General features: G+C 67.8%; 13 protein-coding genes. 1 reads left to right on the top strand and 12 read right to left on the bottom strand.

Going from position 1 to position 22,322, the window contains the following annotated elements; all coding sequences use genetic code 11:
- Nucleotides 1-88: 88 nt before the first annotated feature.
- Nucleotides 89-586 (top strand): peptidylprolyl isomerase, encoded by a 498-nt coding sequence (locus ACFYO1_RS41180; protein ID WP_387244246.1) that lies wholly within the window; start codon nucleotides 89-91, stop codon nucleotides 584-586.
- Between the two features lie 62 nt (nucleotides 587-648).
- Here the strand turns inward: ACFYO1_RS41180 and ACFYO1_RS41185 are convergent, their stop codons facing one another.
- The 12 genes from ACFYO1_RS41185 to zomB all read right to left on the bottom strand — a co-directional run bounded on the left by ACFYO1_RS41185 (nucleotide 649) and on the right by zomB (nucleotide 22,320).
- The gene (locus tag ACFYO1_RS41185) at nucleotides 649-2,193 is read right to left on the bottom strand and encodes an acyl-CoA carboxylase subunit beta (RefSeq protein ID WP_387244249.1); all 1,545 of its coding nucleotides are present in this window, start codon (nucleotides 2,191-2,193) and stop codon (nucleotides 649-651) included.
- A 94-nt stretch (nucleotides 2,194-2,287) separates the two neighbouring features.
- Entirely contained in the window at nucleotides 2,288-7,750 is a 5,463-nt protein-coding gene (gene pks13, locus ACFYO1_RS41190) for a polyketide synthase Pks13 (protein ID WP_387244252.1), read from the bottom strand.
- A gap of 62 nt (nucleotides 7,751-7,812) precedes the next feature.
- The gene (gene fadD32, locus ACFYO1_RS41195; protein ID WP_387244255.1) at nucleotides 7,813-9,726 is read right to left on the bottom strand and encodes a long-chain-fatty-acid--AMP ligase FadD32; all 1,914 of its coding nucleotides are present in this window, start codon (nucleotides 9,724-9,726) and stop codon (nucleotides 7,813-7,815) included.
- Between the two features lie 191 nt (nucleotides 9,727-9,917).
- Nucleotides 9,918-10,937 carry an LLM class F420-dependent oxidoreductase gene (locus ACFYO1_RS41200; RefSeq protein WP_387244258.1) on the bottom strand — a complete coding sequence of 340 codons (1,020 nt, stop codon included), beginning with the start codon at nucleotides 10,935-10,937 and terminating at the stop codon, nucleotides 9,918-9,920.
- 187 nt (nucleotides 10,938-11,124) lie between these two features.
- Nucleotides 11,125-12,117, bottom strand: coding sequence for a cutinase family protein (locus ACFYO1_RS41205; RefSeq protein ID WP_387244622.1), 993 nt, complete (start codon nucleotides 12,115-12,117; stop codon nucleotides 11,125-11,127).
- The gene (locus ACFYO1_RS41210; RefSeq protein WP_387244261.1) at nucleotides 12,108-12,644 is read right to left on the bottom strand and encodes a DUF732 domain-containing protein; all 537 of its coding nucleotides are present in this window, start codon (nucleotides 12,642-12,644) and stop codon (nucleotides 12,108-12,110) included. Before ACFYO1_RS41210 ends, ACFYO1_RS41205 begins: the two co-directional genes overlap by 10 nt.
- 254 nt (nucleotides 12,645-12,898) lie before the next feature.
- Nucleotides 12,899-14,692: an alpha/beta hydrolase-fold protein gene (locus ACFYO1_RS41215; RefSeq protein ID WP_387244625.1), complete on the bottom strand. Its 1,794-nt coding sequence runs from the start codon at nucleotides 14,690-14,692 to the stop codon at nucleotides 12,899-12,901.
- 286 nt (nucleotides 14,693-14,978) lie between these two features.
- Complete coding sequence (locus tag ACFYO1_RS41220) at nucleotides 14,979-16,013, bottom strand: alpha/beta hydrolase (protein ID WP_387244264.1); 1,035 nt, start codon at nucleotides 16,011-16,013, stop codon at nucleotides 14,979-14,981.
- A gap of 328 nt (nucleotides 16,014-16,341) precedes the next feature.
- On the bottom strand, nucleotides 16,342-17,349 hold the full coding sequence (locus ACFYO1_RS41225; RefSeq protein ID WP_387244268.1) for an alpha/beta hydrolase: 1,008 nt from the start codon (nucleotides 17,347-17,349) through the stop codon (nucleotides 16,342-16,344).
- Nucleotides 17,350-17,698: 349 nt separating this feature from the next.
- Entirely contained in the window at nucleotides 17,699-18,760 is a 1,062-nt protein-coding gene (locus ACFYO1_RS41230) for an alpha/beta hydrolase (protein ID WP_387244270.1), read from the bottom strand.
- A 299-nt stretch (nucleotides 18,761-19,059) separates the two neighbouring features.
- A complete protein-coding gene (locus ACFYO1_RS41235) occupies nucleotides 19,060-20,142 on the bottom strand; it encodes an alpha/beta hydrolase (protein ID WP_387244274.1) in 1,083 nt (360 codons plus the stop codon).
- Between the two features lie 213 nt (nucleotides 20,143-20,355).
- Entirely contained in the window at nucleotides 20,356-22,320 is a 1,965-nt protein-coding gene (gene zomB / locus ACFYO1_RS41240; protein ID WP_387244277.1) for a flagellar motor control protein ZomB, read from the bottom strand.
- Between the last annotated feature and the right edge of the window lie 2 nt (nucleotides 22,321-22,322).

The following is a 22,322-nucleotide window of genomic DNA, read 5'->3' on the forward strand; positions in this document are numbered from 1 at the left end:
CGTTCCCGGCCGCGCGGCGCCCGCGATAGTCGCGCCGCATCCGAAGACCGGCAAAAGGCGTGCGGCGGCGGGCTGGCAAGGTGTGGGTATGACCAAGGTGAATCTCACGACGAATTACGGACCGATCGTCCTGGAACTTGACGACCAGAAGGCGCCGAACACGGTGCAGAACTTCGTGGATTATGTGAACGCGGGCCACTACAACGGCACCATCTTCCACCGCGTCATTCCCGGCTTCATGATTCAGGGCGGCGGCTTCGAGCGCGGCATGCGGCAGAAGGGCGTGCAGGCGCCGATCCAGAACGAGGCCAACAACGGCCTGAAGAACGACAAGTACACCGTGGCGATGGCGCGCACCAACGACCCGCACTCGGCGACCGCGCAGTTCTTCGTCAACGTCTCCGACAACGCCTTCCTGAACCACTCCGCGCCGACCCCGTCCGGCTGGGGCTACACGGTGTTCGGCAAGGTCGTGGAGGGCACCGAGGTGGTCGACAAGATCGCCGCCGTGTCCACCGGCAGCGCGGGCGGGCACCAGGACGTGCCGACCGACGACGTCGTCATCGAATCCGCAAGCCTCGCCTGAGGTTCGAGCCCGACTCGGGTGAATCGGGCCGCGCCCCAACGGGATGCGGCCCGATTCCGGTATTACAGCGGCAGCAGGTGATGCTTGCGCGGATTGCGCGCCAGCGACTTGTCCCGCAGCAACTGCAAGGCCTTACGCAGCTCCAGCCGGGTGTTGGCCGGCTCGATGACCGCATCGATGTAACCGCGCTCGGCGGCCACCCACGGCGTCGCCATGGTGGCGTTGTAGAAGTCGATCATCTGCTGGCGCACGGCCGCCCGCTGCTCCTCCGGCGCGGCCGCGATCTGCTTGCCGCCGATCAGGCTCACCGCGCTCTCCGCGCCCATCACCGCGATGCGCGCGGTCGGCCAGGCCAGGTTGACGTCGGCGCCGAGCTGCTTGGAGCCCATCACCGCGTAGCCGCCGCCGTACGACTTGCGAATCACCACAGTCACTTTCGGTACCGTCGCCTCCACGTAGGAGAACAGGAACCGGCCCCCGCGCTTGATCACGCCGATCTTCTCCTGCTCCACGCCCGGCAGGAAGCCGGGGGTGTCGACGACGAAGACCAGCGGGATCTCGAACGCGTCGCACAGCCGCACGAAATGCGCGGCCTTGTCCGAGGCTCGCGCGTCCAGCGCGCCCGCGTAGACCATCGGCTGGTTCGCCACCACGCCTACCGGACGACCGTCGACCCGGGCGAAGCCGGTGATGACGTTGCGTCCCGCGGTCGCGCCGACCTCGTGGAAACCGCCGTCGTCGAAGATCCGCAGCAGGATGTCGTGCATGTCGTAGGCGGCGTTGTCCGAGTCCGGCACCAGGGCGTTCAGTTCCCGGTCGCTGTCGGTGAGCTCCGGCTCCAGGCCGGGATTCACGATCGGCGGCAGTTCCTGACAGCTGGTCGGCAGGAAGCTCAGGTAGTCACGCACCCACTGGAACGCCGACTTCTCATCCGGCGCGACGTGATGGATGTTGCCGTACTCCGCCTGGCTCTGCGCGCCGCCGAGCTCCTCTAGGCTCACGTCCTCGCCGGTGACCTCACGGATCACCTTGGGCCCGGTGACGAACATGTACGCCTCTTCGGTCGCCACCACCACATCGGTGTTGATCGGGGCGTACACCGCGCCGCCGGCGCACTTGCCGAGGATCATCGAAATCTGCGGCACCAGACCGGACAACGGCTCCTGCCGCCGGCCCAGCTCGGCGTACCAGGCCAGCGAGGTCACCGCCTCCTGCACGCGCGCGCCGCCGGAATCGTTGATGCCGACCACCGGACAGCCGACCTTGGCCGCGTACTCCATGATCCCGGCGACCTTGCGGCCGAACATCTCGCCGACCGAACCGCCGTACACGGTCTGGTCGTGCGAGAACACCGCCACCGGCCGGCCCTCGACCAGACCGTGCCCGGTGACCACGCCGTCGCCGTACAACGCCGTCGGATCACCCGGCTTGCGCACCAGCGCACCGATTTCCACGAAGGTGCCCGGATCGAGCAGCATGCCGATCCGGTCGCGGGCACTGGGGATGCCCTTCTTCGCCCGCTTCGCCACTCCCGCCTCGCCCGCCGGTTCCTGCGCGAGATCCAGTCTTTTACGCAGGTCGGCGAGCTTCTCCGCAGTAGTGCTCACAGCTGCACCTCGCCGGCGCTCGGTTCCGCTGTGCCCACAGGCGCTGTGCCCATGGTTCGCTCGCGGCGCTCGCTCACGTGGCCCCTTTCGTCAGTCACCCCTGCGGGGTAATCACCGCAAGCTTCGCGGTGAGGTCGGCTCCGATCTTCCCGATCCGCGGTTCGTCGACGATCTGCAGGTGGTCGCCCGCGATATGGATGACCTCGAGCTTTGGAATGTATTCGTCCCAACCACCATTCGGGCGCCGATCGGCGAAACGGGGTTCCAGCTCGATCATGCCGTCCTGATAGCGATCCGCGAGGTAGAGCACCACATCACCGTCGTAACGGGTCGGTGTGGTCTTGGCCAGGTGCCGGCTCTCGATCCACGAGGTGCGCTGATGTTCGAGCACGCCGCCGGGAATCTTGGTTCCGCTCATCTTGACCAGATCGCTGATCATCTTGAACTGCTCTTCGTCGGAGGCCGCGGCCAGCGTCTCCAGCTGTTCGCGATCGAGCTCCCCCTCGACGCCATAGGTCTTCTTCGCGAAGACCTGGTAGCGCTCGATGCGGCGCACTCGCTCCTCCGGGCTGTTGTCCTCGTCCTCGACCGGCAGCGCCAGGTCGATCAGGCCGACATTGCGCACATCGGCACCGTCGGCCCGCAGCAGCTGGGCGACCTGTAGCGCGAACACCGCGCCGAGTGACCAGCCGTACAGGACGTACGGGCCATCACCCTGGATCTTGCGCAGCTCGGTCACATACTGCTTCGACCGCTCCAGGATGTCGCCCTCGACGCGTTCGAAACCGTACATCGGAGTGCCCGCCGGGAGCCGCTTCAGCAGCGGCTCGTAGACAAGGGTGTTGCCGCCGGACGGATGGAACACGAAGACCGGCACGGCATTCGAACCTGCTTCGCGCGCCCGCAGCGGACGGATGAACCCGTCCACATCGGCTCCGCTGTCCTGCAGGTTGCGTACCACATCGGCGAGCTGCTCGATGGTCTCGCAGTCGAGCACATCGTCGACGGTGACCTCGGCCTTGACCCGCTCGGTGAGTCGCTCCGCCAGCTTCTCGGCGACCGATTCCTCAAGGATCGGCAGGGTGTTGAAGATGCCGCCCGCCGACTTGCCGGTGACGATCGCCCAGGTGGCGAAGGTCAGGCGCTCGGCCGCGTCACGCGGCGGCACGTCGTCGTCATCGTCGGCCCCGGACGGCGCGCCGAACACCGGCTGCGCCGGTGCGGGAGCCGCCTGCGCCGTGAGCTGCTCGGCGGCACCGATCACGGTGGTGTCCACCTTGTCGAGCGACTGCTCGATGGCGGCTTCCTTCGCCTCGGCCGCGGCGGCCTGCTCGGCCGATACGGGCGCGGCGGGCGCCGTCGCGGGCGCGGCATCGGTGATGCCCGCAGCCGCTTCGGCCTCCGCGACGATCTCGGCGGCTTCCGCCTGCACCGACGTGGTCTCGATGTCCAGCGAAACACCTTCGGTGGCAGCCGCTTTCGCGACCGCATCGGCGGGATCCGCACCGGCCTCGACCGCGGCCCGAGCGGCGGCGATGAAGCCGCCGTCGACCACGATCTCTTCGCCCGCGGCCTGCCGCGCGGCGACCGCCTGCATTTCCTCGCGGTGCTCGACGGCGTACCGCAGCACCTTGCCGACCTCGTTGAGGTTGGCGTCGCGCACGGCCTGGATCTGCAACTGCGGGATGTCGAACTCGTACTCCACGCGGTTCTTGATCCGCATGGCCATCAGCGAATCGAGTCCCAGCTCCATCAGCGGGATCTCCATCGGGAGATCCTCCACCGCGTAGCCCATGGACTCGGCGACGATCAGCGCGAGCCGGTCGTCGAGCGACTGGCTGCCCTCGGGATCCCAGCGGTCGCCGAAGGTTTCCACGACCTCGAGGTCCGTGTCACCCGCGGGCTCGCTCGCCGCGGCGGCCGGAACAGCCTCGACCGCAACCGATTCCGGCAGCGGCGCACCGGAGGTGACCACCGCGTCGAACAGCAGCCGGAAGGTCGCGCCCTCCTTGGCGTGCACCTGCACCGACGCGCCACCGGGGTGCGGGGTGAGCGTGGTGGTCAAGGTCCCGGCGGACGGAACGGCCGCGTGGGTGATCGAGGCACCCAGCGACACATCGCTGAGCACCTGTGCCGCAGCGGCATTCACCAGCGCGGCGAGATCGCCCGCCGACTCGGCCGGCACCTGCCACGCATGCCTGCCGTCCGGCAGCGCCACGTGCGCGCCGGGCGCACCGGTGTTCGCGGTGGCGGCTAGCGAGACCTTCGGCCAGAACTCCTTGCGCACGAACTTGGTTCGCGGAACGTCGGCGTAGTCGCCCGGGGCCAGCAGCGACGACAGGTCGACCTGATGCCCGTGCACGTACAGCTGAGCCAGCGCGCCGATCACGCCGGCCGCCTCGTCTTCCTTGCGCTTGAGCGTCGGGATGAGCTGCGCGTCGTGCAGGCCCGCGGCGAACGTGGTGCCGAGCACCTGCATCAGCGCGACGGAATTCGGCGCGAGCTCCAGGAAGGTGGTGTGCCCGGCGTCGACCGCCATCTTCACCGCATTGGTGAAGTAGACGCTGCCGCGCATGTTCTTGACCCAGTAGTCCTCGTTGTGCACCGGATCGCTACCCGGACGGTAGAACTCGCCCTTGTGCACCGTCGAGTAGAGGCCGGTCTTCAGCTTGGTCGGCTCGATGCCGGCCAGCTCCGCGGCCAGCTCGCCGAGCAGCGGATCCATCTGCGAGGTGTGGCCCGCGCCGCGGGTCTGCAGGATCCTGGCGAACTTGCCTTCCGCCTCGACCCGCGCCACGATCGCCTCGACCTGCTCCCGCGGGCCGCCGATCACCGTGTTGGTCGGGGCGGCGTACACGCCGACCTCGACGTCCGGGTAGTCGGCGAGCAGCGCCTCGATGTCCTCGGCGCTCTTTTCGACGAGTGCCATGTTGCGCACATCGTCGTCGGTGATCATCTGCTCGCCCTCGTACATCAGGCGCGAGCGGGCGCAGATCACCCGGACCGCGTCCTCGAGCGGCAGACCACCGGCGATGTAGGCCTCGGCGACCTCGCCCATCGAGTGGCCGACCACCGCGTCGGGCTGGGCGCCGTGCGCCCGCAGCAGCGCGGCCAAGCCGATCTGGATGGTGAAGATGCCGACCTGCGAGGTGCCGACGTTGTAGTCCTGGCTGTCGTCCAGGAACAGCTCGCGGATCGAATAGCCGGCCTCGTCCTCCACCAGCACGTCGACCTCGTCGACGGCCTTGGCGAAGATCGAATTCTCCAGGTAGAGCCGCTTGGCCATCTTGCGGTGCTGCGCACCGAAGCCGGAGAGCACCCAGACCGGCCCCATGACGGCGGGCGCGTCGGCGGTGAACACCCCGGCGCCCGGCTTGCCCGCCGCGATGGCGCGCAGGCCGGTGACGGCCTCCTCGTGGGTCGCGGCGAGCACCACGCCGCGCGAGCGCCAGTGGCTGCGCTTGGCCAGCGACCGGGCCACATCCTCGAGCGAAACGTCGCGTCCCGCTTCGGATTCCAGCCAGTCGGCCAGTTCGGCGGCGGCGCGGCGGCGGCGGGAGGGGAGGTAGCCGGACACCGGCAGGATCACCGGCAACGGCTCGGTCCGCTCTTCGGTCCATTCCGCCACGGGCGCAACGGCTTCCGCGGCCGGAGCCGCGGTTTCCAGGGCGGGCACGGCGATTTCGTCGTCCGATTCGGCGGCGTCGACCACCGCGTCCGCTTCCGCGATCACGTCGGTGGTCTCGTCGTCGAGCTCGGCATCGATCGCCGCGGCGGCATCGGCCTCGGCCACGGGTTCAGCGCTCGCCGCGGCCCGGGCCGACGCCGGAACGTATTCCTGCACAACGACATGGGCGTTGGTGCCGCCGAAGCCGAAGCCGGAGATGCCGACGGTGGCGGTGCCGCTGTAGCGCGGGAACTCCGTGGGCTCGACGACGACCTTCAGGTGCGACTGATCCCACGGGATGTACGGGTTGGGGCCCGCGTAGTTGATGTTCGGCGGAATGACGTTGTGCTGCAAGCCCATCAGCACCTTGGCCAGGCTGGCCACGCCCGCGCCGGACTCCAGGTGGCCGAAGTTGGTCTTGGCCGAACCGAGCAGCGCGGGCTTGTCCTCGTCGCGACCGCGGCCGACCACCTTGGCCAGTGCGTCGGCCTCGATCGGATCGCCGAGCGGGGTGCCGGTGCCGTGCGCCTCGATGTAGTCGACGGTGGACGGCACGATGCCCGCGTCCCGGTACGCCCGGCGCAGCACGTCGGCCTGGGCGTCGGGGTTCGGCGCGAGCAGACCGTTGGAGCGGCCGTCGTTGTTGACCGCGGAACCCTTGATCACGGCCATGATTCGATCGCCGTCACGTTCGGCGTCGGCCAGGCGCTTGAGCACGAACACGCCCGCGCCCTCCGAGCGGACCATGCCGTCGGCATCGGCGGAGAACGCCTTGATCCGGCCGTTCTTGGCGACGCCGCCGCCCATGTCGAAGCCGAGGGTGGCCATCGGCGCCAGGATCATGTTCACGCCGCCGGCCAGTGCCACATCGGCATCGCCGTCACGCAGCGCGCGGACCGCCTGGTGCACCGCGACGATGGTGGACGAGCACGCGGTGTCGACGGTGACCGAGGGGCCGCGGAAGTCGAAGAAGTAGGAGATCCGGTTCGCGATGATGCCGTTCGAGCTGCCCATGATGCCGTACGCCTGCGCGGACGCGGGGACGTTCGGGCCCTGCTCCGCGCCGAGTCCCAGCGCCGAGATCAACATGAAGTCACTGGTGGACGAGCCGACGAACATGCCGACCGGCTGGCCCTTGAGCTCGCTCGCCGGAATTCGGGCGTGCTCCAGCGCTTCCCAGGTCAGCTCCATCATCAGGCGCTGCTGCGGATCGACCCGCTCGACCTCCAGGGGCGACATCGCGAAGAACTCCGCGTCGAAGCCCTTGACCACGTCCTGGTCCAGATAGCCACCGAGCGTGTTGCCCTCGGCGATGGCCTTGGCCGCCGCGGGGTTGCCGGCGAACTCTTCCCAGCGACCCTCGGGCAGCTCACGGATCGCGTCGCCGCGGCCGATGAGGAATTCCCAGGTCGACTCCGGGGTATCGCCCGCGCCGGGAAGCCGGGTGGACAGGCCGACGATGGCGATGTCGTGTGCCTCGCCCGGCCGGTAGCCCTCGGTGTAGAAGGCGTCGCCGGACGCGTCCTCGACGGGCTCCGGCTCACCGTTGATGACCATTTCCGCCAGCGAGGCGATCGTCGGATGCTGGAAGTAGGCGGTCGCGGTGAGCACGACGCCGGTCAGCTCCTCGATGTCACCGACCAGCGCGATGGCGTCGCGCGAGGCGAGCCCGAACTCCTCCATCGGCCGGTCGACGGTGATCTGCTCGACCGGCTGATTGATCGCCTCGGCGACCCAGTTGCGCAGCCAGTCCCGCAGCTCGGCGACCGTCATGTCGGTCTGTGCGCCGCCGGGGGTGGAGGCGGCGACCACCTGCGCGGAAGCCTGGTCGGCGTCCGCGCCGGCGGGCAGGGATTCGGTCGTGGTGGACGTGCCCTCGTTGTCAGCCATCAATTCCTCAAGCTACCTGTCTGCGTACCGGGTGTCGGCGTCCGAGGCCACCCCCTGGGCGATTACTCTTCCGGTGCATCGGGGAACGCCTGCTGGGTGTAACCACCCCGCAGCGTGCCCTCGAGGTAGGCGGCCTTGCAGGCCCGCCGGGCGATCTTGCCGCTGGAGGTACGCGGGATGGAACCCGCGGGGACCAGCAGTACGTCGCGAACGGTGACGCCGTGACGCGAGGCCACCGCGGCCCGCACCTCGTCGGCGATCGGCAGCGGATCCGCCTTGCCCGCGCCCGGACCGCGCTCGGCCACGATCACCAGCTGCTCGGAGGCGTCGTCGGCGTCGAACTTCAGGCCGGAATGGCTGCCCTGGTCGAAGACGAGCGCGGGCAGCTGGTTCGCCGGCACCGAGAACGCGGCGATGAAGCCGGGGCGCAGCGCCTTGGAGGATTCCTGCGCGGAGAACTCGAGATCCTGCGGGTAGTGGTTGCGGCCGTCGACGATCACCAGGTCCTTCACCCGCCCGGTGATGTACAGCTCGCCGTCCAGGTACACGCCGTAGTCGCCGGTGCGCATCCAGTTGGCGTCGCGGTCGGTGCCCTCGGCGTGGCTGCCCTCGGCCAGCCGGTGCGGCACCTTGTTCCGGAAGGTCGCCGACGTCTCGTCCGGGCGACCCCAGTACCCGATGCCCATGTTGTTGCCGTGCAACCAGATCTCGCCGACCCGGCCGTCGGGCTGCTCGTGCCCGCCGTCGTCCTCGACGGTCTCCGGATCGACGATCACGGCCCACTGCGACAGCGCGACGTAACCGCAGGACACCTGCGCGATGGCGTTCTCCGAGCCCGGCTCGACCTTGACCATCCGGCCGGCGTTGAGCTCGTTGCGATCGACGTAGACCACCTTGGCCTCGTCCTCGGCCTTGGTCGCCGACACGAACAGCGTCGCCTCGGCCATGCCGTAGCAGGGCTTGATCGCGGTCTTGGGCAGGCCGTACGGCGCGAACGCCTCGTTGAACTTCTTCATCGAGGTGGTCGTCACCGGCTCGCTGCCGTTGATCAGGCCGATCACGTTGGATAGATCGAGCGACTCGCCATTCTTCGGCAGGCCGCGCGCGGCCGCGTGCTCGAACGCGAAATTCGGTGCGGCGGCGAAGGTTCCGGCGCCGTCGGACTGCGCGGCGAGTTCCTTGATCCAGCGATACGGGCGGCGCACGAACGCGCTCGGCGACATGATGGTGATGTACTTGCCGCCGACCGCGGGCAGGATCACCGTCAGCAGGCCCATGTCGTGGAACAGCGGCAGCCAGGTGACGCCGCGCGAGTTCCAGTCCAGGTTGATCGCGTCGACCATCTGCAGCAGGTTGGTGCCGACCGCGCGGTGGGTGATCTCCACACCGGCCGGGGTCCGGGTCGAGCCCGAGGTGTACTGCAGGTAGGCGATGTCGTCGATGGCGATGTCCGGGCGCACCCAGCCCTCGCCCACGCTGTCCGGGATCGCGTCCACCGCGATGATGCGCGGACGCTGCGCCGCGGGCAGCGACCGGAAGAACTGCCGCACCCCGGCCGCCGACGAACTGGCGGTCAGGATGGCGGCGGGCTCGCAGTCGGCCAGCACGGCGTGCAGGCGGTCGGTGTGACCTGGCTCGTCCGGGTCGAACAGCGGCACCGAGATGGTGCCGGCGTAGATCGCGGCGAAGAAGGAGATCACATAATCCAGGCCCTGCGGCGCGAGGATCGCGACCCGGTCACCCGGGTTGGTCACCTGCTGCAGTCGAGCGGCCACCGCGCGCAGCCGAATGCCGAACTCACGCCACGTCAGTTCCTGCGCCTCGCCATCACGCTCACGCGAGTAGTCGATGTAGCGGTACGCCAGGGTGTTCGCGTCGTTCCGGGTGTGCTTCTCGACGTGATCGACCAGGGTGTGATCCTCGGGAATTCGGATGTTCCCGGTCTCGTCCAGGTAGTCGTCGAAAGTCTCTTCCATTCCTTCTTCTCCTCCGAGGCACACGCAGCAAGACGACGACAACGCCGTAGTTACCTGTGAGGCCCCGACTCGCTTTCGCCCGCGGGTGGCTCCAAGTGCCCGAGTCAGCCTGCAGTTATTGGGCGGTCTGCGCGGTGACCGCTATCGGCTAGATGTACTCAAACCAGAGTCATGTTACAGAGAAGCCCGGCTCACTCGTCTCGCAGCAGGGGAATAACGGGGGCGAATGCGTCCATCTGGGTGGGAAACACCCCGACATACGACATCGAGGTGAGTTGGCGCACACGGCGGATCTGCTCGGCGATTTCCTCGAAGCTGCCGATGGCCACGTAGGGCGAGTTCAGGATGTCCTCGACCGAAAGCTTCACGTCTACTTCGAGATCCGGGTGCAGACCTCGCTCGATCGCGGAAAGCGCCATCTCCGCGGTCTTCTCGCGATCGTCGGTGATGACGATGGCGGTGATCGCCCAGTTGAGCTCGATGTCGGCGAACCGGTCGCCCGCGGCCTCGCGGATCAGGTTCACCTTCTCGATCGTCTTCTCCATGGTGATCCCCGACAAGAGGCCTTTACCGTTCTTGGTGGTCACCGGCACGATCGAGATGATGTCGGCGTGCTTGGCGGCCAGCCGCAGCATCTTCGGGCCGCCGCCGCCGGTGCAGATCGGCGGGCGCGGACCCTGCCGCGGACGTGGCGTGCCCTTGATCCCGCGCACCTGGTAATACTTGCCCTCGAAGGTGCACTCCTGGCCGCGCAGCAGCACGTCCAGGATGGTCAGCGTCTCGTCCAGCTTCTCCAGCCGGATGCCGGGGGTCTCGTAGGGCAGACCGGCCGCGAGGAACTCGTCCTGCTTCCAGCCCGCGCCGACGCCGACCTCGAGCCGCCCCTTGGACAGCACATCGATGGTGGCCAGGTCCTTGGCCAGCACCACGGGGTGCCGGAAACCGTTGGCCAGCACCGACGTTCCGAGACGGATCTTCTCGGTGGCCTGGGTCAGCGCGCCGAGGGCCGCGATCGGGCCGATCTGATCACCGAGGTGATCCGGCACGAAGAAGGTGTCGAAGCCGTATTCCTCGGCCTGCTGCGCCGTCTGGATGAACTTGCGGGCGCCACCCTCTTGCTTGTTTCCCTCGCCTGCTGCCCCGAAGCGGAAGCTGCGCGGCGGCGTACCGAGCGCGGTCAACTCACCGGCTGGTGCGGCGGCTTCTGTCATGAACTCATGCTCCTGGCTGTAAGGAAATTCGGGCGCGACGGTGCAGGGCGGTCCTACCCCGAACGCGGAGTGTTACCTGCGTCGCGATCACCAGCGGCACTTTACAGCGTCCTGCCCAATGGGAGTCGCGCTTGTCGGAGCAGCACTAGGTGTACTGCGTGCCGACCGCAATATTGTCTGTGAGTTCTCACGAATGTGCCGGATGCGGCGCCGATTCGATCAGCCCGTTCGCCCAGTTGACGGTCCACTGGGTCGAGGTCGCGCCGCTGTCCTCGACGACGAAACCGTTGTACAGCGCGTGCACCGGGTTGCCCGCCGCACGCACCAGGGCGCCGACGCTGCCCATGATGTTGAACGGGCTCAACGCCTGTCGCGGTGCGTCACAGATCAGATCGCCCTTCGCGCAGATGGTGAAGGTGCGCGGGGCCAGTTCGCCGAAGCCGCCGGGACGCGGGCCGGTCATCGTGATGCCCGGAACGTTGAGGCCCTTGAGCGCGACCTCCGCGCCGACGCCCGGCGGCACCGCGCCGACCTGGACGGCCTCGCCGGGACCGGTGTCGCCGGTGCGCCTGCCGTCGGAAATCAGCGTCACGCCGAGCACCTTGCCGGCCGGCACCGGGCCCTTGCCCTGGCCGATGTCGGAGGCCACGTCGCCCGCGATCACCGCGCCCTGGGAGAACCCGGCGATCACGTAGGTGGTCAGCGGACAGTCGCGGTAGCGCGCGGCCATCGCGTCGACCATCCGCTGGGTGCCCTCCGAGCGGCTGGCGTTGTAGGACGCCTGGCCATCCGGCGGAAGCGCGACCGGATTGGAGAACTGCGCGACGTACGGGACGGTGTAGACGTCCAGCCGTTCCTTCGGGAACTGCTGCCCGACCGGGTTGGAGACGTTGAGCATCAACGACATCGGGTTCGCCGTCGGGTTGTGCGGATCGTCGTTGCTGTTGGACTCCCAGGTGCCCGGCACCGAAATCATCTGCACGTCCGGGCAATCCGCCGACTGCGAGGTGGGCTCCTTCGGCGGCTTGGGACCTGGCTTCGGCTGCTTCAGCAGACCGGCCAGCAGGTACCACAGCAGCAGCACCACGATGATGATCAGCACCGGGATCCCGATCAGCAGGAGACAACCCGCCGGCCTGGACCGGCGAGTTCCCGAACCGCCGCGTCCGTTCACTTGCAGTAGTTCTGCTTAGCGGCGCTGATGTAGACCTGCCCGGCCTTCTCCACCGGCATCTTGGCCGGGTCGAAGGACGGATCGGAACCGGCCATCGCGGTCACGAAGGTCATCAGATCCTGATCGGAGGCGCCGGACGCGGTGCCCTGGCACACATAGTTCGCCACGCTCAGCGCGATATCCGGGGTGGACGGAGTGACCCCCTGCTGCTTGAGCGAGTCGAGGTACTTCTTGTCCTTGTCGGTGAGCTTCGAGGTGTCCGCGGGCGGCGGAGTGTCGATCGGCTGGGGCCGCTCGGGCGCCACCGTCTCGGCCGACGGCTGCTGGGGCGCCGGGGCCGGAGCGGGCGCCGGGGCCTGCTGGCCCGGATCGGCGCTGGTGCTGGACGCCGCGGGCGGCTGCGTCGCCGCCGTGGTGCGGGTCAGCGTCGGCGTGCTCGACGCGGTCGAGTCGTTGCCGCCACAGGCGGCGAGCAGGCCGGTCGCGGCGATCGCCACAACAACGCCGAATACCTTGCCACGGGTCCTCTGCATGAATTCTGTCCTCGATCTGTTCGCAAACGGGGGAGGTCGCCCTCATGCTATTGGCCGCGCGGGCGCGGCGGGTTCGTGCCCCCTGGGAGTCTCGCGTCCGAGCTGTCGAGACTGGCGCCTTCGGCGCATGCGCTTCGACAACTCGGACGCGAGACGGGCCACGAACGAGTCGCTCGTCGGGCTCGCTCCGTTGGGGTTGAGTTTGTGGGTAAGTCTCGACTGGTGTTAGCCAAGAGCGGGGGTGACCAAACTCGTTACAGGGCGTGGACTTCTGGCTTTCCGTCTTTGATGACGATGAAGCCGGTTTGGAAGTTCTGCTGGACGCCGCCGGGGACGGGGAACTCGTCGCTGATCGGGTAGCCGAGCTTGCCGTTTTCGTAGCCGACGACCTGCCAGGCGTCCATGATGGGGCCGTTCTTCACCGACCAGGTGCTGGAGAGGGGGCTCCAGTAGATGTTGCCGCCTTCGAAGCGGCTGTAGCGGCCCAGGTCTTTGGTGGGCTGTTCTTCGGCGGTGGGGAAGCCGAGGAAGCTGTTCTCGTAACCCATTTGGGCGTACTTGCCCAGGATCATGCCCTGGACGCGGTGTACGCCGGTTTTGGCGCTGTAGTAGAACGGGCCGTTCTCGAAGGACTGCACCGCACCGTCCCGGTTGGGGGTCTTGACCTCGGGGGCGACCGGGTAGCCCGCGGGTCCGCCTTCGTAGCCCTGCCGGCCCCACTCGTCGAGGATGGCGCCGCGGACGACCTGGGCGCCGGTCTGCGGGGTCCAGTAGAGCGAGCCGTTCTGGAAGGTCTGCATGCGGCCCTTGCCGTCGGGCAGTCCGCGTTCGTCGCCGGTCGGCAGGCCGAGCGGTCCCGCGGCGCCCTGCGCGGCCTGGTATCCGCCGCCGATCATGCCGCCGACCGGGTGCGCGCCGCCGGCCTGGGTGAAGTAGACCCGGCCTGCCCGGAAGTCTTGGGCCACACCGCCGGCCACCGGGTATTCACCGGAGAGACAGTCGCCGAGCCAGTTGTTCGCGGCGGCCACGGTGGCGATCTGGCCGCCGACGGTGCACGCGGTCTTGCCGGGATCGACGCCGAGCGCGGCGGCGGCCTGGGTCCAGGACTGGCGCATCTCGAAGTCCCAGTAGGGCCACGAATGCGTCCCGGACGGGCGGTAATTCACCTGCGCGGGGATGGCCAGCCGACCGAGCTTGGTGACGAAGTTCTGCGAGGTGAGCCGGGACAGGATCTCCAGGCCCATGCCCGCGTAGTTGGTGCTGACTCCGGGAATGCCGGACGCCTGGTCGAACGGGCCGGTGGCGCCGCTGCCACTGGAGACGTAGAGGGTGATGCCCTTCAACTTCTCCGCCAGCGTGTACGGGTCGTGCGCGGCCCATTCCGGGCTGGTCGGCGGGCCCCACATGGCGCCGGTGTCGAAGCCGCCCGCGTCGCGCATGGCGAACTGGATGGCCTGCGGCATGCCGATCGTGGTGGTGGTGAGGAAGCCGGAGTAGGACGCGGCGAACTTGGCGAAGCCCGGGTTGCGCGCGGCCAGGAACATGGCCGCCGTGCCACCCATCGAAAGGCCTTCCAGGGCACGCACATCCGTGGCCCGCCAGTCGCCCTCGAGCAGCGGCGGCAGTTCCTTGGTCAGGAAGGTTTCCCACTTGTAGTTCTTGCCGTTGTCCGGCTGGATCCAGTCGGAGTAGAAGCTGGACTGGCCGCCGATCGGCAGCACCACGGTGACGTTCTTGTCGGCGAAGAAGTCGACGGCGCCGGCGTCCTTGGTCCAGCCGCTCTCGTCGTCCTGGGCGCGCAGGCCGTCGAGCATGTACAGCACCGGGAAGCGCGCGTCGGGGCGGGTGGCCCAGTCCCGGGCGAGCAGCAGCTGCACCTGGACCGGCGTGGCCATGGACGGCGAATTGATCCACAGGGCAACCCGGCGGTCGGTCAGCCAGATCACCCGCTGGATGGTTGCCGGGGCCACGGCGGCCTCCGGCGCCGCGGGGGCGGGCGCGGGCTGCGCGGACGCCGGCGCGATGCCCGCGGCCAACGGGATCACCATGGCGGTGGCGAGCAGCACTGACCGCCCGCGAGCCGGACGAGCGCCACGACGCTCGCGTCTCCCCCATCTGCCGCGCCGAATCCCTGCCACAAGAGCTTTCTACTCCCGTGCGCGCCGTGTTCCGGGGAGGGACACGCACTATTAGAAAACCGCCATGTTCGTTATGCGAGCTCGCACAACGCATCCGGCGGTGACCGCGTGCCGTGATCCTCGGTGAAACCACCTGCCCCGAAAGACAACTCAGGCCGTACCCCGCGGGGTACGGCCTGAGTGGGTCAAGCAGCGATCACCAGGCGCCGGTGGCGTCCAGGATGCCGTTGCGGGACTTGAACAGCTCGCCCTCCCAGTACTTCCAGGAGTGCGTGCCCTGGGCCGGGAAGTCGAACGTGGCCGGGATGCCGAGCGAGGCCAGGCGGGCCTGGAACGCGCGGGTGTTCACCAGCGAGAGCGCCTCGAGCGCCATCGCGTTGCCGGTGTTGAACACGCCGACGGCCGAGTTCGGGCTGTCGTACTGACCCGGCAGGCCGCTGGCCGCCGAGATGTACATCGGCAGACCCTTGAGCTGCGGCGCGAACACGAACGGGTCCATGCGCAGCCACGCGGGGCTCCACGGGGCGGCCATCGAGTCGACGTTGTAGCGTCCGGCGTCCAGCATCGCGACGCGGATCGCCTCACGCATGCCCGGCGCGGAGATGTTCAGGTAGCCCGAGTAGGAGGCGGCGTACTTGAACTGATCGCGGTGGTAGGCGGCCAGCGCGAGCGCGCCACTGCCACCCATCGAGAGACCGGCCACCGCGTTGTTGGTACGCGAGACGCCGTAGCCCTCGAGGAAGGCCGGAAGTTCCTTGGTCAGGAAGGTTTCCCACTTGTAGGTGACCTTCTGGCCGTTCAGGTTGCTCGGCTGGTACCAGTCCGTGTAGAAGCTGGACTGACCACCGACCGGCATGACCAGGGTGATGTTGTCGCCGCCGAACTGCTGCAGCGCGTTCGTCTCGAACGACCAGGCGTTGCGATCGTCGCGCGCCCGGAGACCGTCGAGCAGGTAGAGCGCCGCGTTGCCGCCGCGGGCTGCCCACTGCACCTGAACCTTGATCGGCCCCATGCTGGACGGGACCATCAGATCTTCGAATCCACCTGCCGGGGAACGCAATACCGGAGCGTGCACCGGCGCCGCGGTGGCGATCGGGGCCGCCACACCGGCGGCGATCGGTAGCGCCAACGCAGCGGCACCGACAGCCAGAATTCGATTACGCCAACCACGAGGTGCGCCTCGCCGTCCCGATTTCGTTCTCATCGGCGCGGCCGCCCTGCCGAAACGCATGAATCCTGCTCTCTTTCTGCTTTTCTGCCTGTTGTGGTGCGGTCGGCGACCCGCGAGGGGCGCAACCACACCAGTGCTGCCAACGAGTCGCACACCGCCGCGCACCGGACCCCGACATTCCGGCGCAGGCGACTGCGAAACAACGATCTGGTCACACTTGCGCTCGCTGGACGATATTCGACACCCGTGGCCTTAGCAAGACCGAGGCAACCTGGTGGCCGAAATCCGCCCGTACGCAATCTGTGATGGTGCGGTGACCCTATCGCGTTCCCCCGGTGATTGTCGTGCCGGAACCCCAAATTTTCACCTGATGGCGGGAAGTGTCAGCTCAACCCAAATTGGCGCTGAGGTCGGGCAGCATCTGGAACACCTGGTCCTGCCAGTAGTTCCAGCTGTGCACGCCTACCGGCGTGTAGACGAACACCGAGTTGCTCGGTCCCAGACTGTTAATCCGAGCTTCAAAGCTGCGGGTGTTGGCGAGCGCGATCGTTTCCAGCGCCATCGCGTTGCCGAGGTGGTAGACGTCGATCGGGTTGTTGATCACGTCACGCGGTCCGTTCAGGCCGTTGCCGGAGGAGATCCACAGCCGAGTTCCATTGGCGCGCAACAGTGGCGCGAACATGAACGGGTCGTTACGCAACCAGCGCGGATCCCATGGCGGACCCCACATCGCGTCGATGTTGAACCCGCCCGCGTCCAGCATGGCCAGCCGCAGCCCCTCCTTCATGGCGGGCGCGGAAATGTTCAGGTAACCGGAATACGAACCCGCGTAACGGAACTGGTCCGGATGGTAGGCCGCCAACGCGAGCGCCGCGCTGCCGCCCATGGACAGCCCGAACACGCCGTTGCCGCGCGGGTTGAAGCCGAGCCGGTCGCGTAACGCCCAGCGCAGGTTCTCGGTGAGAAAGCTCTCCCAGGCGTAGGGCTGCTGCTGGCCGTTGGTATTGCTCGGCGCGATCCAATCCGAATAGAAACTGGACTGACCGCCCACCGGCATCACCACATTGATGTTCCAGCGCGGGAGCACCCTGGAGATATCGGTGTCGACCTCCCAGCCGCTCAGATCGTTGCGGGCGCGCAGGCCGTCCAGCGCGTAGACCACGCGGCGGGTGTTGCCGTCCAGGGCACGGAAGATCCTGGTCTTGATCGGGCCCATGCTCGAGTCGACCCAGAAGTCGTGGCCGCTCGGGTCGAAGCCTGCCTGCGCCGGTGCGGCGAGTCCGCCGAGTGGCAGCACGAGCGCGAGCGCCAACCCCGCGACCGTGCGCCGCAGCCGGCGGCGATCCGTCGTTTCCGCAACACCGGCAACCGTTCCGCTTACTCCGCCTGATCGCATCGATTCGACCTTTCGCCCGGGCGATCACCGTTGATCGCCGCTGTGGTGCATGTAGATCGACACTCGGCATCGAACGCTTCCCTGGGCGAAGCCATCGGGCCTATCGCTCTTCTATAAGCACTTATTCGAGCGATATCCGTCGGAAAACGCGGCGCGATGCCGGATCGTGACGAACAGCCGGCGATTAACCGAGGCCGAGTTCCGGCCGAACGACATCATCCCGACAAGATCGCGATATGTCCGCCAGCGATCAACCAGACAATCATCTCCCGCATATCCGCGAACCGGGTGAAAAACAACAGACCGCCCGGTGCTGGTAGCGCCGGGCGGTCCGAGTGCGACGAATTCGTCAGCCGATATTGGCGGACATGTCCGGAATCATCCGGTAGGCCTCTTCGGTCCAGTTGTTCCACGCGTGAATACCGTAGGCCGGGTAGGAGTAGACGGCGTTCCCGCCGCCCAGCGTCGCCATCCGCACGTTGAACGCGCGGGTGTTGGCCAGCGCCAGGGCCTCCAGGCCCATGCCGTTCAGCGTGTTGAAGCTGGGGCCGTCGTTGGCCGTCGGCAGGCCACTGGCCGCGGCGATCCACAGGCGGGTGCCGTTACGCACCAGGTTCGGCGCGAAGACGAACGGATCCATGCGCAGCCACTGCGGGCCCCACGGCGGCGCCATCGAGTCGACGTTGTAGCCGCCCGCGTCCAGCATGGCGATGCGGATCGCCTCGCGCATGCCAGGGGCGGAGATGTTCAGGTAGCCGGAGTACGAGCCGGCGAAGCTGAACTGATCCGGGTGGTAGGCGGCCAGGGTGAGCGCCGCGCTGCCGCCCATGGACAGGCCGAACACGCCGTTTCGGTTGGGGTTGAAGCCGAGCCGCTCCTGCAGCGCGTTGCGCAGGTCGCGGGTCAGGAAGGTCTCCCACTGGTAGCGGTAGCTCTTACCCGGGCCCGCGGCCAGGATGTTCAGCGCGCCGGAACCCGAGGACGAGCCGGTGCCCGCCGGGATGCCGGCCAGCTCGCTCGGCGCGTTCCAGTCGGCGTAGAAGCTGGACATGCCGCCGACCGGCATGACCACGTTGATGTTGGCGTCGGCCAGGACCGCGGGAACGTTGGTCTCGATCTCCCAGCCGTTCAGCGTCTCCGGCGCGCGCATGCCGTCGAGCACGTAGGCGACCCGGTTGGTGTTGCCGTCCCGGGCGCGCAGCACGCGGGTCTTGATCGGGCCCATGCCGGAATCGACCCAGAAGTCGAACGCGCCGGGGTCCATGCCCGCCGATGCGATGGCGCCACTGCCTGCTGCCGCGACTCCGAAGGGCAGCAATAGAGCCACGGCGACCCCGAGTGCGGATCGCTTCACCCACGAACCAGTCGCTCCGGACGTACCGGATCTACCTTTCCAGCGGGCAATTCGCATCTAACTCGACCTTTCGTTCGGGCGGCCGGGGGGCAAACAGCTGGCGATCTCTACCGGCCCCCGTTGCGGACACCGAGTGCCGCCGTCCACCGAAACCGGACGAATCGACCTCCGTGCATGTTCTTCGTGTATCAATCGGCATCGGAAGCTTATATGTTGCTGGAAAGTGACTCATGCCACAACTCGCCCGCCGCTACCCCTTCTCATTCGTTACCGAACGACGCTTGGACGCCTGGCATAGGAAAAGACCGTCCGGCGCACTCGGCGCCGGACGGTCTCTCGAACCGGTTACCCGGGAATCACCCGATATTGGCGGACATGTCCGGGATCATCCGATAGACCTCATCGGCCCAGTAGGTCCAGTTGTGCACACCGACAGCCGGGAAGTCGTAGGTGGCGTTCCCGGCGCCCAGCGTGGCCATCCGGACCTGGAACGCGCGGGTGTTGGCCAGCGCCAGCGCCTCGAGTCCCATCGCGTTGACGGTGTTGAAGCTCAGACCGTCCGCGCCGCTGGGCAGGCCGCTGCCCGCCGAGACCCACAGCCGGGTGTTGTTGGCCTTCAACCGCGGCGCGAAGACGAACGGATCCATCCGCAGCCACTGCGGGCCCCACGGCGGAGCCATCGCGTCGATGTTGAAGCCGCCGGCGTCCAGCATGGCCACGCGCAGCGCCTCGCGCATGCCCGGCGCCGAGATGTTCAGGTAGCCGGAATACGAACCGGCGTAACGGAACTGGTCCGGGTGGTAGGCCGCCAGGGTGAGCGCGGCACTGCCGCCCATGGACAGGCCGAACACGGCGTTGCCGTTCGGGTTGAAGCCGAGGCGATCCCGCAGCGCGTAGCGCAGGTTCTGGGTGAGGAAGGTTTCCCACTTGTAGGTATTGGACTTGCCCATACCCGCGGAACCGGACAGCAGGCCGGAGCCGGAATTGGCGGAGCCGGTGGACGAGGAACCCGCGCTGCCGAGACCGAAGAAGTTACTCGGCCCGTTCCAGTCGGCGTAGAAGCTCGACGGACCGCCGACCGGCATGACGACGTTCATGTTCCACTTGGTCAGCTCGCGCACGACCTCGGTGTCGACTTCCCAGCCGTTCAGATCCGGCCGGGCCCGCATGCCGTCCAGCGCGTAGACCACGCGGCCGGTGTTTCCGTCGGCGGCGCGGAACACCCGGTTCTTGATCGGGCCCATTTCCGAGTCGACCCAGAAATCGAAGCCATCCGGATTGAATGCCGCCGACGCCGGTCCGGCCGGCCCTGCCACCGACACCCCGAGCGGCAGCAGAATCGCCATCGATACCAGCGCCGAACGCTTCAGCCACGATCCGGCTCTTCGAGTATTCAGACGCCCGAACACGCCTCGCATCAGTTTCGACCTCTCGTTCATGCAACGGCATCGGCCGTTGTCTAACGATGACCCGCCGATGCCTACCTAGTTGACGTCATGACGGGCGTTCTTTCGCAGCCTAGCGCGTCATCGTGACGGTGGCGTTATCGAACCGAGACAGAGGGGTGTACGTCAATTTTGTGAAACCTGCCCAATGCAGCACCGGGTCCCCCTGTGAAGGGGGACCCGGTGTGGCTGATGATCTTTGCCCGGCTAGCGCGGCGCCGGCGCGGGCTTGGGGAACGGATCGACCAGGCCGCAGCGTTCGATCTCGTACTTGGGCACCCGATCGATCCGGTACTTGGCGAAGGTCAGCGCGTGCTTCAGGTTGTGCCGGAAGCGCTCGAAGGTGAGCGGATCGCGGTAGGAGATCTGCAGCGCCTCGGTGGCCGGGCAGGACATCGCGGTGCGCGCCTGGGTCACCCACTTCTCGTCCAGGTACCAGGGCATCCACGGCTTCTTGTCCACCATGCCGGTGTCCACGATGACCCAATCCGGGTAGAGCGCCTTGTCGTGCCCGATCCGGCCGTCGGTGAGCCGCTCGGTATGCGCGGCGAGCGGATAGGCCAGGCCCATCTGATCGATGACGCGCACGTTCAGCGGAACGTTCATGCTGGTCATGCCGAGGTTGAGGAAGTAGACCGTGTGCCCGGCGCCACCGGCCGGGATCGGCTGCGGCGGCGGCGCGATGTACCAGAACATGAACGACGGCGAGTTCAGCAGCAGGCCGCCGTTCGGCGTCTCGGCGATGTTGTCCACCATCGGCCGGATGCGCGGGTAGTCCAGGTAGTCCTCGGCCAGGATCGGATGATCGTGGCCGGTGTTGAGCACGTAGTAGACCCGCTCGTCGACGATGCCGGTCGAGGTGATCTTGGTGCCGGACTTGATCGCGGTCGTGTTCGCGGCGAACAGCGCCCAGCCCGCGGTGCCGAGCAACGCGAACAGCACCACCGCGAACGACCAGTCGGCGGCGGTCGCGGAACGGAACCCGCCGGCCGGCAACCGGATCGGCACCACGGCGACCGGCAGCAACAGCAGGAACAACTGCGCGAGCAGCATCCGGCCGTGCATGAAGTCGCCGCCGACGCGCAGCGCGTAGACGGTGAGGATGAATCCGCTCAGCAGCACCAGCGTGACCACCGCGGCGGGCGAGCGCAGCCACTCGCGGATCCGGCGCGCGTTCCAGCGGGACTGCTCCGCCGGCGCGGCGTGCCGCCCGGCCGGGTCCGGCGCCGCGGCGGTTTTACCGCGGGCCGCAACGACTCCCGCGACCAGCAGCACGAGCAGCGGCACCCACAGGTAGTACGGCCCGACCAGATCCCAGAGGTAGATGAAGCCCTGATGCCACTTGGCCCCGCCCGCGTCCTTGGCGACCGCGGTGTTCGGGTAGGGCAGGCCGTAGTAGCCCATCCGCCAGATCTGATAACCCAGCGGCACCAGGCCCGCGGCCGCGATGATCAAGGCGCGCAACACGATCGGGCGCAGCTTCGACTCGGGCATCGGCGCGATCACGATCATCAGCAGCGCGAGGCCGCCGACCAGCGTCATCTCCGGCCGGATCAGCGGGGCCAGACCCGCCAGGAACACCAGGCCGAACAGCCCGGGCAGCCTGACCCGCTCCGCCTGGCTCCAGCGGATCAGCTGCCACCACAGCAGGCCGAGCCAGCAGATCACCAGGCAGCTCTCCAGCCCCGAGGTGACGTAGTCGCGGGCCGGCGGAATGGCGATGTAGACCAGCATTCCGGCGGGCAGCAGCAGCGCCGACTTCGGGCCGCCCCACAACCGGCTCGCGCCGAGCATGGCGAACACGACCGCGGCCAGCGACAGGGTGAACGCGATGCCGAGCACCACGTACTCCAGCCGCGCCTGGGTCAGCCAGCTGAAGAACCAGACGATGTAGGTCCACGCGGTGCTGGTGTTGGTCTCGACCCGCTCGCCCTCGTTGAACACCGGGCCGTTGCCTGCCAGCAGGTTGCGCACCGTGCGCAGCACGATCAGCCCGTCGTCGGCGATCCAGCGGCGCTGCCAGCCACCGACGGCGAAAAGGACCACGGTGAGCGCGATCCCACCGACGAACGTGGCGCGGGATAGCAGGGCGTACCGCGACGCCGAGCGGGCCGGCTGCACGGCCGGCCCCTCGTTCGCGTACTCCGCTTGATCCACTCCCGCTACCAACATCT

This window comes from Nocardia sp. NPDC006044 (assembly GCF_042871115.1).
Classification (GTDB): domain Bacteria; phylum Actinomycetota; class Actinomycetes; order Mycobacteriales; family Mycobacteriaceae; genus Nocardia.

Excerpts from the sequence above, each read along its gene's own strand:
- ACFYO1_RS41180 (WP_387244246.1), top strand. The coding sequence starts at position 89 with ATGACCAAGGTGAATCTCACGACGAATTACGGACCGATCGTCCTGGAA.
- pks13 (WP_387244252.1), bottom strand. The coding sequence starts at position 7,750 with ATGGCTGACAACGAGGGCACGTCCACCACGACCGAATCCCTGCCCGCC.
- fadD32 (WP_387244255.1), bottom strand. The coding sequence starts at position 9,726 with ATGGAAGAGACTTTCGACGACTACCTGGACGAGACCGGGAACATCCGA.
- ACFYO1_RS41200 (WP_387244258.1), bottom strand. The coding sequence starts at position 10,937 with ATGACAGAAGCCGCCGCACCAGCCGGTGAGTTGACCGCGCTCGGTACG.
- ACFYO1_RS41210 (WP_387244261.1), bottom strand. The coding sequence starts at position 12,644 with ATGCAGAGGACCCGTGGCAAGGTATTCGGCGTTGTTGTGGCGATCGCC.
- ACFYO1_RS41215 (WP_387244625.1), bottom strand. The coding sequence starts at position 14,692 with ATGGTGATCCCGTTGGCCGCGGGCATCGCGCCGGCGTCCGCGCAGCCC.
- ACFYO1_RS41220 (WP_387244264.1), bottom strand. The coding sequence starts at position 16,013 with ATGCGTTTCGGCAGGGCGGCCGCGCCGATGAGAACGAAATCGGGACGG.
- ACFYO1_RS41225 (WP_387244268.1), bottom strand. The coding sequence starts at position 17,349 with ATGCGATCAGGCGGAGTAAGCGGAACGGTTGCCGGTGTTGCGGAAACG.
- ACFYO1_RS41230 (WP_387244270.1), bottom strand. The coding sequence starts at position 18,760 with ATGCGAATTGCCCGCTGGAAAGGTAGATCCGGTACGTCCGGAGCGACT.
- ACFYO1_RS41235 (WP_387244274.1), bottom strand. The coding sequence starts at position 20,142 with ATGAACGAGAGGTCGAAACTGATGCGAGGCGTGTTCGGGCGTCTGAAT.
- zomB (WP_387244277.1), bottom strand. The coding sequence starts at position 22,320 with ATGTTGGTAGCGGGAGTGGATCAAGCGGAGTACGCGAACGAGGGGCCG.